General features: G+C 46.9%; 14 protein-coding genes. 9 read left to right on the top strand and 5 right to left on the bottom strand.

Annotated features, from left to right (window positions below; genetic code table 11):
- Positions 1-16 precede the first annotated feature (16 nt).
- From ASN18_RS00915 to ASN18_RS00905, 3 genes are read right to left on the bottom strand one after another with little or no spacing between them, the layout of a single operon-like run.
- Entirely contained in the window at positions 17-664 is a 648-nt protein-coding gene (locus ASN18_RS00915; RefSeq protein WP_085050718.1) for a chemotaxis protein CheC, read from the bottom strand.
- Positions 665-667: 3 nt separating this feature from the next.
- Entirely contained in the window at positions 668-1,033 is a 366-nt protein-coding gene (locus tag ASN18_RS00910) for a response regulator transcription factor (protein WP_085050717.1), read from the bottom strand.
- A gap of 28 nt (positions 1,034-1,061) precedes the next feature.
- Positions 1,062-2,759, bottom strand: a complete 1,698-nt coding sequence (locus ASN18_RS00905) for a chemotaxis protein CheA (RefSeq protein WP_085050716.1) — start codon at positions 2,757-2,759, stop codon at positions 1,062-1,064.
- Between the two features lie 174 nt (positions 2,760-2,933).
- Here ASN18_RS00905 and ASN18_RS17395 point away from each other — a divergent pair, with 174 nt between their 5' ends.
- Together ASN18_RS17395 and ASN18_RS00895 are read left to right on the top strand one after the other, a co-directional pair.
- On the top strand, positions 2,934-3,422 hold the full coding sequence (locus ASN18_RS17395) for a BrnT family toxin (RefSeq protein WP_085050715.1): 489 nt from the start codon (positions 2,934-2,936) through the stop codon (positions 3,420-3,422).
- 214 nt (positions 3,423-3,636) lie between these two features.
- Positions 3,637-5,979 carry a S8 family serine peptidase gene (locus ASN18_RS00895; protein ID WP_085050714.1) on the top strand — a complete coding sequence of 781 codons (2,343 nt, stop codon included), beginning with the start codon at positions 3,637-3,639 and terminating at the stop codon, positions 5,977-5,979.
- A 60-nt stretch (positions 5,980-6,039) separates the two neighbouring features.
- On the opposite strand, the gene ASN18_RS00890 is transcribed toward ASN18_RS00895, so the two are convergent.
- Together ASN18_RS00890 and ASN18_RS00885 are read right to left on the bottom strand one after the other, a co-directional pair.
- The gene (locus ASN18_RS00890; protein ID WP_085050713.1) at positions 6,040-6,255 is read right to left on the bottom strand and encodes a DUF2283 domain-containing protein; all 216 of its coding nucleotides are present in this window, start codon (positions 6,253-6,255) and stop codon (positions 6,040-6,042) included.
- The gene (locus ASN18_RS00885) at positions 6,252-6,524 is read right to left on the bottom strand and encodes a DUF4258 domain-containing protein (protein ID WP_157072757.1); all 273 of its coding nucleotides are present in this window, start codon (positions 6,522-6,524) and stop codon (positions 6,252-6,254) included. The genes ASN18_RS00890 and ASN18_RS00885 overlap by 4 nt, the downstream gene beginning before the upstream one ends.
- A 132-nt stretch (positions 6,525-6,656) precedes the next feature.
- Between ASN18_RS00885 and ASN18_RS00880 the strand changes: the two genes are divergently transcribed.
- From ASN18_RS00880 to ASN18_RS00855, 7 genes are all read left to right on the top strand, one after another.
- Positions 6,657-8,531, top strand: coding sequence for a carbamoyltransferase family protein (locus ASN18_RS00880; protein WP_085050711.1), 1,875 nt, complete (start codon positions 6,657-6,659; stop codon positions 8,529-8,531).
- A gap of 42 nt (positions 8,532-8,573) precedes the next feature.
- On the top strand, positions 8,574-8,723 hold the full coding sequence (locus tag ASN18_RS17390; protein WP_236861410.1) for a DUF5989 family protein: 150 nt from the start codon (positions 8,574-8,576) through the stop codon (positions 8,721-8,723).
- A 14-nt stretch (positions 8,724-8,737) separates the two neighbouring features.
- The gene (locus ASN18_RS17385) at positions 8,738-9,115 is read left to right on the top strand and encodes an SxtJ family membrane protein (RefSeq protein ID WP_085050710.1); all 378 of its coding nucleotides are present in this window, start codon (positions 8,738-8,740) and stop codon (positions 9,113-9,115) included.
- Positions 9,116-9,228: 113 nt separating this feature from the next.
- Positions 9,229-10,485 carry a diaminopimelate decarboxylase gene (gene lysA / locus ASN18_RS00870; protein WP_085050709.1) on the top strand — a complete coding sequence of 419 codons (1,257 nt, stop codon included), beginning with the start codon at positions 9,229-9,231 and terminating at the stop codon, positions 10,483-10,485.
- Positions 10,482-11,318, top strand: coding sequence for a diaminopimelate epimerase (dapF, locus tag ASN18_RS00865; RefSeq protein WP_236861408.1), 837 nt, complete (start codon positions 10,482-10,484; stop codon positions 11,316-11,318). The genes lysA and dapF overlap by 4 nt, the downstream gene beginning before the upstream one ends.
- Positions 11,319-11,341: 23 nt before the next feature.
- Positions 11,342-12,214, top strand: coding sequence for a 4-hydroxy-tetrahydrodipicolinate synthase (gene dapA / locus ASN18_RS00860; protein WP_085050708.1), 873 nt, complete (start codon positions 11,342-11,344; stop codon positions 12,212-12,214).
- Positions 12,215-12,304: 90 nt separating this feature from the next.
- On the top strand, positions 12,305-13,057 hold the full coding sequence (locus tag ASN18_RS00855; RefSeq protein ID WP_085050707.1) for a hypothetical protein: 753 nt from the start codon (positions 12,305-12,307) through the stop codon (positions 13,055-13,057).
- Positions 13,058-13,133 lie beyond the last annotated feature (76 nt).

Below are 13,133 nucleotides of genomic sequence, written 5' to 3'. Positions count from 1 at the left end.
GGCGCTCCCTGCTCTCTTAAAGCCCTGATATAATTCTTGCGATTTCTTGTTTTAAATTTGCCATAGCCTCTTTAGAAAAAAGTAGCACTACGTATCCCCTCAGGGAGTTATGCTTTAACTCGTCCTCAGCTGTCTTAAAGTCCATCATCAGAAAGAATGCCTGGTTGCTGTTGTCATCGCTGGCACTCGAACATGACAATCTGTGAGAGGCAATATCAAGCAGCGCCTCACAACTGGCCTTCAGGAATTCAGCCGCCTCAAATTCGAATTCAATGGTCATCATCTGTGTAAAGCTGGAGAGAAAGGCATTTAAGATAACATTGCCTACATCAAGCAGGGTTTCCTGTTCAAGCTCAGTAAGTGTCTCAAGCGGAACATCGTCACCAAGCAGGGTTCTTACAAGCTCCAGGCTCTTGCCGCCTGGAAATATTAACAGAGCCGTACCGCAAAGTTCACCAAGAAAGATTTGTCTTACTGCGACAAGTTTTTCATCCTCCTTATGCTCAACCAAAGCAACCGCTTCCCGATGGCTGACCACCGCAAGCTGCGGCAGCGACAACAATATCTCCTTTTTGACCATCTTGCTTAACGAATCTGCGGCCATCCCTAACCCCATGTTGAAAAACTCCTTGAGCGCGTCCTGTTCCAGTTCACTTAATTCCATCGGCTACACCCCTCCATCGCTGCCGCCAATTATCCTCACAATGTCGTCCCTGGTTACTGGTTTTTTAATAAATCCAATTCCCATAGCATCGGCACGCAGACGCATTGTCTCCTGAATATTGGCCGTTACTAAGTGAATGCTTATCTTCGGGTATAGTTCCATTAACTTTGCAGCAAGGTCAACCCCGTTCATTCCCGGCATGTTAAAATCTATAAGGGCTATTGGTATCTGTTGATTTTTTACCTTCTCCAGTCCATCCTGAGCGTTTCCAGCCTCGACAATCTCCCACTGTGGAAATGCCTGAGAGACAATGTTCTTTACCATCATGCGTGCCAGAGCGCTGTCATCTACGATTAGTATTGCTTGCATAATAATCCTCCTTGTGTTAAGCATTATTTTAATCTTTCAGTTCTAAACGAAGACCTTCTCTTCTGACCTCCTCTATGTTTAAGAGGAAGGACACCGTACCATCAGGCATAACAGCGCTGCCAGAGAGCATGGTAATATGTGAAAATATACGTGCCAACGGCTTGACAACTATATTGGCAAGCTCCTCTGCCCCATCGACCTCAAGGCCAAACTCACCTTCATCGCAGCGCAGCATCACCACATGGCACTGCCCCTTCAGCAGTTCACTGCATTCATTTTTGCGCAGCAGTCGGCTTAATCGTATCAGGGGCACAAGCCGCTGCCGCGACCTGACCCACGGTGACTGCATCTTTATCTCCACGTTTTCTCGTACCTCATCGCCATAAAATGAGACCAGTTCAATCACATTGACCTGCGGGAGGGCGAATCGCTCCTCCATCGACCGAACCACCAGCACAGGGACAACTGCCATCGCCTGGGGTATGCGTATAGAAAACCGCGTCCCCTTACCGGCAGCGCTTGAGACTGTGAGTACACCGCCTGCCTTTTCCACTGTCTTTTTCACCACGTCCATGCCAATGCCGCGCCCGGATATTTTGCTTAGTGTCCCGGCGGTGGAAAACCCAGGCTCCATAATCAGGTTAAACGCTGCGTTTTCATCTATGGAGGCTGCCTGCTGAGTGGTAAGCAGCCCCAGTTCCACAGCCTTTTCCCTGACACGGCTTACATCAATGCCTGCCCCGTCGTCGGAGATTTCCATATATATATTGCCGTGTCTTTGTTGCGCTGACAACTCTATCTTGCCCGCAGGGGATTTTCCAAGGGAAACCCTCACATCAGGGGGTTCTATTCCATGGTCAATGGCATTGCGAATCAGATGACCAAGTATATTTTTGAGTGATATCAGTACAGAGCGGTCAATCTCTGTATCTTCTCCCTTCATTTGCAAATAGACCTTCTTGCCGGAGTCAACTGACAGCTCACGCACCAGACGATGGTACGTACTCCAAATATGACCAACCGGCTGGAGGCGGTATTTGAGGACTTCCTCCTGCAAATCCTGTATTTGCATCTCCATAGTGTCAAGGAGCTGCTGGTGGTCTCCACGATTTTGCATAAGTGAGTAGCGCAGTTGATTAAACGTCACAAGTGCTATGCCGGAGATGTTCATCAGAGTGCTGAGGCGCGAAATAGGCAGGGTTACAGTCTCAAGGTTTAATGATGACTCCCCTGCATTGCCGATATTGCCGGCATTAAATGTTGAACCGGCACCGGAGTCAGAGTCAGATAAGTCCAACTTACAATAAGGCGCAGAGCCCGGCGTGACAGATGATACTGTCTGGATATGTTGGAGTTTCCCCATCTGTTCTGTGAAATCAACATCTCCTTCTGCGCCGGTTTTCTCAATAGTTTTAAGTGCCCCGCGAACACAGTCAACCACTGTAAGCAGGATTGAGCTGATAGCTCCGTCCATGGTAATTATGCCGTCACGCAGCAACTCTATGACGTTTTCAGCAGAGTGTGTAAGTTCCTCAAGCCTGGTAAAGCCAAGCATCAGGCAGCTGCCTTTTACAGTATGTGTGTGGCGGAATATGTCGTCTATCAGAGCCTTATTTTTTGGATTGGTCTCAAGCCCCAGAAGCCCCCGCTCGATAAGGTTTATAGAGTCGGTACACTCCAGCAAAAACTCCTGTATTAATCTGCCCCAGCTCTCTTCGTCGTACATTAGTTCCTGTGATATTTGTTGCTCTGGGCTTATTGTATTTTATTATCTGGATTTTGTCAAATGCCAGAATTGCCTCATGAAAAAACCAGTAGAGTGCCTTTATCAGCGTCAAGTTAACCCTCAACCACAAAACAATGTATTTACATAGTATGTACATATCAGTTAAAATAAAATATGCTCTTTGATTGGAGTGATGAGAAGAATAATGAAAATGTAAAAAAGCACAACGTTTCATTTGAAGATGCAAGGGAAGTTTTTGAAGATGCATTTCACAAATCGCTGTTAGATAGAAGATTTGATTACTTTGAAGAACGCTGGATAACATTAGGGGTAACAAAAACTGGAGAGTTGCTTGTAGTAGCGCATTTATATAGTGTTACCTCTGAAGGTAATGAAAAAATCAGAATAATATCAGCCCAGCCAATGAAAGGAGGTCTTATGAGGAAGACTGAAGATAACTTTGAAATAAAAGACGAGTATGACTTTTCAAAAGGAATAAGGGGACGTTTTTATAAACCTAAGAAAATACCTACAACCATACGTCTTGATAATGACATTGTAATGTTCTTTAAGAAGTTGGCAACCCAACAGAAGGTAGCATATCAAAGCATGGTTAACGAAGTACTGAGAAGCTATGTCACTTCACATACTGATCATAAGTGATCTATGCATGTTGTGCTGCTAACAATGTAATCTGACACTGGATAGATAAGATTGTGTCTGAAAATAAAACAAAGCAGTTATTCTGGCGAGGTGGAGACATGGCTTATATTGATGGTGAATCAAGGGCAATTCGAGGATTTGATATTTGTTTTCCAGTCAGTATATAATAAAACTAAGCATTGAGTGATGGCAGCCTGATCAAGGAGGGTTCTTTATGAAAACATGGAAACAATGCAGCCGGGGAATCTTATTATTAATGGTCTTTTGCCTCAGTGCATTAGCGCCATTAAGCGTATCTGCCGGTGAACTGTCTGCCCAGTATAAGAACAAGATAGCCACTGATGGTGGATATGAAAGCCTGGTCTTACAGGCAGACAGTAGCGGTTCAATCAGGATTATTGTAAAAGTTGAGGCCGCATTTCAACCAGTAGGCAGCTTATCTGTTGCAGAGGCCGAAGAGCAGGCGCGCTCGATTTCACGGGCGCAGGACCAGGTAATGGGGCAGCTCACATCGGTAAATGTCTTTTCTCATTACAAGTATCAGTATATCCCTCATATTGCGATGACTGTTGACAGGAATGCGCTTGACGCCGTGCTTGCCATAACCGAAGTAATCTCTGTTGAGGAAGATAAACTGGCAAGCCCCACACAGGTAAACTGGGATATCTCTAAGGTTGGCGCACCTGCTGCATGGTCAAGCGGGTATGACGGTACGGGTTATGTGGTGGCAATCCTTGACACTGGAGTCGATAACACACATCCTATTCTTACGGGTAAGGTTGTCTCTGAGGCCTGTTACTCGACCACTGATTCGTCATCTTCTTCCAGTTCTCTATGTCCCGGTGGTGTAACAAGCTCAACGTCAAGCGGTTGTGCGATGCCATATGCGGGGAGTTGTCCATCAGGAAAGTGCGACCACGGCACACATGTGGCGGGTTCAGCGGCAGGGCAAAACACGGGGCAATCATCAGGTGTTGCAAAAGGTGCAAATATCATAGCAATTCAGATATTTTCACTATTTAACAGCTCCAGCTACTGTACTACAACTCCCTGTGTACTAACCTGGGACTCCGACCAAATTAAGGGGCTGGAACGGGTTTATGCTCTAAAGGGTACATATTCAATAGCCGCAGCAAATCTGAGTATTGGCAGTGGTAAGTATACCTCTAATTGCGACAGCCAAAACAGCGGCATGAAAGCAGCAATAGACAACCTTCGTTCTTCCGGTATCGCAACGGTTATTGCCGCTGGTAACGATAAATATACCGATGGGTTAAACAGCCCCGGGTGTATTTCTACGGCTGTCAGCGTCGGTGCAACAGACAGTTCGGACGCGGTTGCCTCCTATTCAAACAGCGCGAGTTTTTTAAATTTACTGGCGCCGGGTTCTTCGATTTTATCGTCCATCCCTAACGGTGGGTATGGCACGTGGAATGGGACATCGATGGCTACCCCGCATGTGGCTGGCGCATGGGCAGTGCTGAAACAGGCAAAGCCGTCAGCATCGGTTGCTGACCTTCTCAATGCCCTGATAAGCACCGGCGTCTCAATAACAGACTCGCGTAACGGCATAACGAAGCCCAGAATTCAGGTGGACGCAGCGCTAAACTCACTAACAAGCGGCTATAGCATAACTGTCACAAAATCCGGCACAGGCACAGGTACAATAACAAGCAAACCCGCCGGTATAAGCTGCGGCTCAACCTGTTCATCGACGTTTTCATCTGGAGCAGGCGTATATCTGATAGCGGCAGCAGACTCCGGCTCAACATTTTCAGGCTTTACAGGATGCGACACATCATACGGCAACGGCTGTTACCTGCTGATGTCATCAGCTAAGAACGTAACTGCAACATTTACGAAATCAACGACCTATGCAGTCAGCGTCACCAAATCCGGCACGGGCACGGGCACAATAACAAGCAAACCCGCCGGTATAAGCTGCGGTTCAACCTGTTCATCGTCATTTACATCAGGCTCAGGCGTATATCTGACAGCGGCGGCAGATGCCGGTTCAACTTTTACGGGCTTTACGGGGTGCGATACGGCAAACAGCAACGGCTGTTACCTGTCTATGTCATCGGCAAAAAGCGTAACAGCGGCGTTTACATCGTCAGGCACATCTGATTTTAATCTGGCAAGCGATGCGATTAACGCATTTTATAATCAGTACCCATCGTACTTTGGGACAAAATCAGGAGGGATAACGACAGGTTCTGACGCAAGCGGCACATACTATATCCAATGGTTCACCAATGGCAGGGCAATAATAGCATGGACTGATGGCTATCTATACTGGTGGGATGGAAGCTCATGGACATCGTATTCAGTTTGGAACCCGGCAATATCTGCAAGTGCGTGGATCAACTGGATATATAATAAACACGCCTCGTACTTTGGGACAAAATCAGGTGGTATAATATCAGGAACAAACTCATCGGGCACATACTATATCCAGTGGTTTATCAATGGCAGGGCAATTATAGCATGGACTGATGGGTATATGTGGTACTGGGACGGCAGCGCAACATACAACCTTGGGTATACCTGGAAATAACTTGTTGAAACGATACGGTAGTGGCGGCCTCAGCAAAAGGCCGCCTAGGGCAAACGCATATCATTTGCCCTGAAGTGCTAAGTCCTCTAAGGTTATTTTCTTGAACACATCTTTACTTCCAACACGCATTATGGCGTCCAAAATCTCAATCCCTGCAATTCGTCCTTCCGAATCATAATCTACTGCAATACCCTCAGCCACATGTTCAGTTGTTACAGTAGTCTCTATGAAACGTATATATAGGGCATCTACTTCCGAATCATAAGTTATTCTCATGCCTTCACCTCTTTATTAAAATAATAAGCATAGACGGTTATAACAACGATTTCAGACTCTTCTTCAACAAACACCGGTTTTACCTGCTTATACGAGTAAAATTTATTATTCCACTCATTTCCGTAAAGATAATTCTTAGTTGCCTGAAGTCTTTCTTTTTTAGCCGTCTCCCATGTCGATGTTCTAATAGCATCAAATACTTCGTCTTCTTCTATGCCTCTATAAGGCAATTGTTCCTTCGCATGTACTGATAATCTAATCGGCCTCATAGTCTTATTATAATCAGAAGCTAAAATTTTTGTTAGAACTAATTTTCTTTATCAGATGTTGAAATGCGCTTGCCCAGAAAAGCCGCTGCTATTGTGCACAAATAATAATCGTTATATGCTAAAATAGCGTGCATGAATATATTAGGGATTTCGGCATATTATCATGACTCAGCCGCTGCGTTGTTGGTTGACGGTAAAATAGCGGCAGCGGCACACGAGGAACGCTTTACACGCAAAAAGCACGATTCGTCTTTTCCCGTTAACGCAGTTGAATTTTGTCTTGGCAGCAGCGGCCTTACGCTTTCAAGGCTGGACTGCGTAATCTTCTACGACAAGCCCATATTGAAGTTCGAGCGTCTGCTTGAGACATACTATGCCTATGCGCCGAAGGGGTTTAAGTCATTTCTCTCGGCAATCCCTGTGTGGGTTAAAGAGAAGCTCTTTCTTAGGAAATTAATCGGCGATGAGCTGGCACAAATAGAAGCCTTTGATAAGGATAAACTAAAACTCCTGTTTTCAGAGCATCACCTGTCGCACGCGGCAAGCGCCTTTTTCCCGTCGCCATTTGACGAGGCCGCGATACTTACTGTTGATGGAGTTGGTGAGTGGGCAACCGCCTCAATCAGTCACGGCAAGGGCAGCGGCATTACGATGCTTAAGGAGATGAGATTCCCCCATTCGCTGGGGCTTCTCTATTCCGCCTTTACATATTATCTTGGCTTTAAGGTAAACTCCGGCGAATATAAACTCATGGGTCTGGCCCCATACGGAAGGCACGGCTCACAAGAAGTGAAAAAATACATGGACAGTATCTACACTAATATTATAGAGGTCAAAGACGACGGTTCGGTTTGGCTTAATCAGGATTATTTTTGTTATGCAACAGCCCTTACAATGGTTGATGACCGGATGTGGGAGGGATTGTTTGGTTTCCCGCGAAGGCTGCCGGAGGGAGAGCTGCAACAGTGCCACTGCGACCTTGCGCTGGCGATTCAGCAGATAACAGAGGATGTAGTTATTAAGATGGGAAAGACAGCGGCAACCCTGACCGGCTCAAAGAATCTTACAATGGCCGGTGGAGTAGCGCTAAACTGTGTGGCAAACACTAAGCTTGCCCTATCGGGCGTGTTTGACAATATTTGGGTACAACCGGCGGCAGGAGACGCGGGCGGCGCCCTGGGCGCGGCATACGCTGCGTATTATATGTACGGCGAAGGCCAAAGGACAAGAGGTGCTTTCGTCAATGTCGCTGATGACGCAATGCAGGGGGCATATCTTGGCCCTGAGTTCAGCAGCCTTGACATCGAGAGGACGGCAAGAAGATATAATGCCCCATATACGTACTATGAAGACTTCGACACAGTCGCCGAAAAAACGGCAGAACTGCTTTCACTTGGCAACGTAATCGGCTGGTTTCAGGGGAAAATGGAGTGGGGGCCGCGCTCACTTGGCAACAGGAGCATCATCGGCGACGCCCGTGACACAGAGATGCAAAAGAGGCTCAATCTGAAAATCAAGTTCAGAGAGAGTTTCAGGCCCTTTGCCCCGTCTGTATTGTTTGAGGACTTACCAGAGTATTTCACGACAAATACTGCATCCCCCTATATGCTCTTCATAGCCGATGTGGTAAGTTCGAGGACTAATCCACGCCCAAATAACTATAACCAACTGACAATAAAAGAGAAACTCTATCATGTTCGTTCCGATTTGCCGGCGATAACACACCTGGATTACTCGGCAAGGATTCAATCTGTACATAAGGAGACCAACCCGCGGTATCACAGACTAATCAGCAAGTTCAAAGAAAAGACCAGCTATGGGGTAATCGTAAATACGAGCTTTAACGTGCGGGGAGAGCCGATTGTCTGCACCCCTGAGGACGCCTACAGGTGTTTTATGAGAACTGAGATGGATTGCCTGGTGATGGGCAATTTTATATTTGACAAGAAGGCCCAAAGGCCCTGGCACGAGGAAAGGGATTGGAAAGAGGAGTTCGGGCTAGATTAGGAGTTAGGAGTTAGGAGTTAGAAGCAGGAGGATTTACATTAAATGGGTATTTTAAAGGAGTTGTGGGATTTTTTAAGGGTCAGGAAAAAGTGGTGGCTTCTGCCAATGATAATAGTGCTGCTTCTAATGGGCCTGTTAATAGTGTTTGCAGGCGGTTCAGCGGTAGCGCCGTTTATTTATACACTTTTTTAGGCTGAGGGCTGATAATGGTGACGATGAAGCCTAATATTGATACTCAGAAGACAATAAATGTGCTGGTGCTGGCAGCCATGGCGGGGTTTATTATTTTCGGCAGGGGGTGGCTCCTGTGGACGGCCTTTGTGCTTATGGCGCTGAACGTGTTTGCAGAGCCTTTGGTACGGCCAATAGCTGCGGCGTGGTTGAAGTTTGCCGAGGTACTGGGTACGGTAAACTCAAAAATCCTGCTTGCAATAGCCTTTTATTTTGTGCTGACGCCGCTTAGTGTCCTGTATCGTGTATTTAACAAGGAACTAGTCCTGCACTTTAAGGCCAAGGGCCGTGAAACGCTCTTTGAGGATGTAAAGGAGCCGTACTCGAAAAAGACATTTGAAAGGCAATGGTAGCTTAACTCAGCAGTCAGATTTTTTAGCACGCGGCTTGCGTAAAAGATGTGAATAATTATATCATTACGCATTAACCATTGGTTTTAGCTTATGTTTGAAAGTGAGGGCCTGTATTGCATTATTTCGATTATAAGAACAGTGTGTTTCACGCAGAGGATGTTTCAATGGAAACCCTTGTCGAGGCGTATGGCACACCTTTGTATGTTTACAGCTATAAGACGCTGCTGCGGCATTTTAAGTCCTATGACGATTCCTTTAAGGATTTCCCGCATATTATCTGCTACGCGCTGAAGGCAAACTCGAATGCTGCCATATTGAGGACATTCGCTTCGGAGGGCGGCGGGGCGGACATTGTCTCAGGCGGCGAACTTTTCAGGGCATTAAGGGCCGGTATCCCGCCAGAGAAAATTGTCTACGCCGGAGTCGGCAAAAAAGAGGACGAGATAATCTATGCACTGCGCGAAAATATCCTGATGTTTAACGTAGAGTCAGAACAGGAGCTGATGGCTATTGATAAGGCAGCCGCAAAACTTGGCAAATCAGCCCCGATAGCGCTGCGCATAAACCCGGACGTTGACCCTGCCACTCATGCAAAAATAACCACTGGTCACAAAAAAAACAAATTCGGGATACCAATCGAGGGTGCCCTTGAGTTTTATAAAATCGCCCATAAACTCAAACACGTAAAGATTGTCGGTATTCACGAACATATCGGCTCTCAAATCATCAGTCTGAAGCCGTTTCTCGTTGCGCTGCAGCGCCTTGTATCGCTCATTGACGAACTGAAGGCCGAGGGAATCGAAATCAAATATCTGGACATCGGTGGTGGGTTGGGAATCCAATACCTAGATGAAATCCCGCCTCATCCTTCAGAGCTGGCCGAGAAGATTAAGCCTATCCTTCAGGGCAGAAATCTGACTATTGTCATGGAGCCAGGTCGGACACTGGTCGGCAATGCCGGGCTTCTGGTCACAAAAGTCCTCTATACTAAAAAGGGGCACGACAGGGATTTTATAATAGTCGATGCCGGGATGAATGATATGATAAGACCGGCCATGTATGACGCCTATCACCACATTATGCCCGTACATAAAAAGAAAAGGAAGGACGTGTTTGCTGATATAGTCGGCCCGATATGTGAATCCGGTGATTTCCTTGGCAAGGACAGAGAGCTGCCTTCCATGCTGCAGGGGGAATATGCCGTTGTTATGAGCGCTGGTGCCTATGGATTTTCTATGAGCTCTAACTACAACAGCAGACCGCGCACGGCTGAGGTACTTGTAAATGGCTCTGAACACTACCTGATTCGCAAAAGACAGACGTACGAAGACCTGGTAAGAGATGAACTCATTCCAGAATTCATAAAATGAACATCGCGTTCACAAAGATGCACGGCATAGGCAATGATTTCATTGTTGTCGATTTCATAACCGATGGCAGCCTTCAGGGCGTTTCTTATGAGACGTGGAGCCTGTATGCAAGAACGCTCTGTGACCGCCGCTTTGGGGTTGGGGCAGACCAGTTACTCCTTCTCGTGCCGTCGAAAACGGCTGATGTTGGCATGAGGATTTTCAATGCCGACGGCTCTGAAGTCCAGATGTGTGGAAACGGGATTCGATGTCTCGCCGTATATGCCTGGGACAAGGGCATCGCCAAAGAGACTGTCTTAGATGTGGAAACCCCGGCTGGAATAAAATCGATTACCAGGGTAAATAATATGGTGTGTGTGAACATGGGAGCCCCGCAGCTTTCTGGACGGGAAATCCCAGTAAATGCCGACGGGCAGATAATTGATTATCCTATTGAAATTGGAAATAAAAAGATAAAAGTAACATGTGTGTCTATGGGCAACCCACACGCCGTTGTCTTTGTGTCAGATGTGGACAACTATCCGGTTGCTGTGGACGGCCCCTTACTTGAGACAGATCAGTTTTTCCCAGAGAGGACAAACGTGGAGTTCGTTCAGATAATAAAAGGTGATGAGATAAAGATGCGCGTATGGGAACGTGGTGCCGGTGAGACGCTTGCCTGTGGGACAGGGGCATGTGCCTCAATGGTTGCAACACACTTGAAGGGGTTTTCAAATTCACGCGTGACGGTTCACCTAAGAGGTGGCGACCTTGAAATAGAGTGGTCAAAAGACGGTAACGTATATATGACAGGCCCTGCGGCATATGTCTTTACAGGTGCTGTTGAAATATAACATATATTAGGAGGAATATCGACATGTTCAAAGGCTCAATCGTGGCCATAGTAACACCATTTAGTAACGGGCGTTTCGACGAAAAGACCTATTCTGAGCTGATAGAGTGGCATATCCAGTCGGGGACAAGCGCAATTGTCCCATGCGGCACTACGGGCGAGTCGGCCACGCTGGAGTATGACGAACACTACAGGGTCATAGAAGCCGCCGTGAAGATTGTTGGCGGCAGGGTACCTGTAATCGCTGGCACTGGGGCAAACTCGACAGAAGAGACTATAAAGATGACCAAAGAGGCAAAGAAACTTGGGGCAGATGCCTCACTGCTGGTCTGCCCGTACTATAATAAACCCACGCAGGAGGGCATATACCGGCATTATAAGGCAGTGGCCGAGGCCGTTGATATACCAATAGTGCTGTATAACGTGCCGGGGCGCACGGCGCTCAACATACTGCCCTCAACGGTTGCCCGCCTCTCAACTATCAAGTCAATCGTAGCGATAAAAGAGGCCACCGGCGACATGAAGCAGGCAAGTGAGATAATAAGGCTCTGCGGGGATGCGATAACTGTACTCTCAGGGGATGATTTCACCACATTTCCACTGATGATGCTGGGCGGCAAGGGTGGTATCAGCGTAACGGCAAACGTAATGCCAAAGGAATCGGCGCAGATGTGTACACTTGTCGAACAGGGGAAGATAGATGAGGCCAGAAAGCTCCACTACTATCTCGACCCTCTTAACGCGGCCATGTTTATTGAGACAAATCCTATACCGGTGAAGAGTGCCCTTGCCATGATGGGCAGGATTAAAGAGGAGTTTCGTCTGCCGCTATGTGAGATGTCTGAAGCAAACAAGGGCAAACTAAAAGATGTGCTGAGTTCGTACAAATTGATATAGGTAAATACATGCGCAGGCAGTGAATGGGTGCTTAGGCGGCGCCTGCCCCGTCCCGGAGTCAACCCGGGATGGTTTCTGGGGAGGGTAGTCATGAGAGTATGGCTTTCTGTTTTGATTGTCGTGTTACTGGCCGTATCTACAGTTCTGAGTTCATCGACTGGAGTGACCGGCTATACAATGACCATATTTGTGTTGATGGTCATATTTGGTGTGATGATTGCGGCATTCTTATTTATTGCTAAAAAAATAAACGCAAAGGCTTACAAAGAACCGCTTGAGAGATTGGCCAAAGGGCTGGGAGCAGCGCCCAGACAGGGTTTTTTTGTGACAGAATCGATTATAACGGGAAAGTACAACGATTATGGCTTCTACTGCCGGTATGTTGCCCCTACGGGAGGCAAACCCCATGGAAAAGAAAAAACCCCACCGCAGTTTATAATACGTCTCATGGCCCAAACAGCCGTTAGATTGTGTATGGAGATACAGGAATGCAACGACAGTGCATGTAAAGCGGTTAACATATCCAATAAGTTAAGAACAGGAGACGATGAGTTTGACACAAGATTCAAGCTCATGGGGCAGGACAGCGAAGTCAACCGCACAGTCTTGTCAAACAGCCAATTTCGCGGTCTGATTAAGCGGCTCTTTTCATACGGCAGGGCAAATGCCGGGAATCCTGAACCAGTGCCATTGCTTGAAATCGGAGACCTGTCCTTTGGCAGCAAATATATAGAGACCACCATCTATGGCTTAGAGCTTAAGGATATAACCCCTAAAATAGTTCAAGACACGCTTGATTGTGTCATAGAGATGTTGGCAGCCCAAGGAGTAAAGAGCGTGTAAAATGACAAAGGTGCTAACTCCTGAAGCGGCAGCATAATTTGCGATGACTACAGGCTGCCTTTGCTTTAGTATCGGC

The organism is Candidatus Magnetominusculus xianensis (genome assembly GCA_001541255.1).
GTDB lineage: Bacteria > Nitrospirota > Thermodesulfovibrionia > Thermodesulfovibrionales > Magnetobacteriaceae > Magnetominusculus > Magnetominusculus xianensis.
Note: the sequence above shows the minus strand (reverse complement) of the source record. Positions and strands in the feature narration are given on the sequence as shown.

Bases quoted from the DNA above. Each gene is read 5' to 3' on its own strand.
- ASN18_RS00915 (WP_085050718.1), bottom strand. From the start codon at position 664: ATGGAATTAAGTGAACTGGAACAGGACGCGCTCAAGGAGTTTTTCAAC.
- ASN18_RS00910 (WP_085050717.1), bottom strand. From the start codon at position 1,033: ATGCAAGCAATACTAATCGTAGATGACAGCGCTCTGGCACGCATGATG.
- ASN18_RS00905 (WP_085050716.1), bottom strand. From the start codon at position 2,759: ATGTACGACGAAGAGAGCTGGGGCAGATTAATACAGGAGTTTTTGCTG.
- ASN18_RS17395 (WP_085050715.1), top strand. From the start codon at position 2,934: ATGCTCTTTGATTGGAGTGATGAGAAGAATAATGAAAATGTAAAAAAG.
- ASN18_RS00895 (WP_085050714.1), top strand. From the start codon at position 3,637: ATGAAAACATGGAAACAATGCAGCCGGGGAATCTTATTATTAATGGTC.
- ASN18_RS00890 (WP_085050713.1), bottom strand. From the start codon at position 6,255: ATGAGAATAACTTATGATTCGGAAGTAGATGCCCTATATATACGTTTC.
- ASN18_RS00885 (WP_157072757.1), bottom strand. From the start codon at position 6,524: ATGAGGCCGATTAGATTATCAGTACATGCGAAGGAACAATTGCCTTAT.
- ASN18_RS00880 (WP_085050711.1), top strand. From the start codon at position 6,657: ATGAATATATTAGGGATTTCGGCATATTATCATGACTCAGCCGCTGCG.
- ASN18_RS17390 (WP_236861410.1), top strand. From the start codon at position 8,574: ATGGGTATTTTAAAGGAGTTGTGGGATTTTTTAAGGGTCAGGAAAAAG.
- ASN18_RS17385 (WP_085050710.1), top strand. From the start codon at position 8,738: ATGGTGACGATGAAGCCTAATATTGATACTCAGAAGACAATAAATGTG.
- dapF (WP_236861408.1), top strand. From the start codon at position 10,482: ATGAACATCGCGTTCACAAAGATGCACGGCATAGGCAATGATTTCATT.
- dapA (WP_085050708.1), top strand. From the start codon at position 11,342: ATGTTCAAAGGCTCAATCGTGGCCATAGTAACACCATTTAGTAACGGG.
- ASN18_RS00855 (WP_085050707.1), top strand. From the start codon at position 12,305: ATGAGAGTATGGCTTTCTGTTTTGATTGTCGTGTTACTGGCCGTATCT.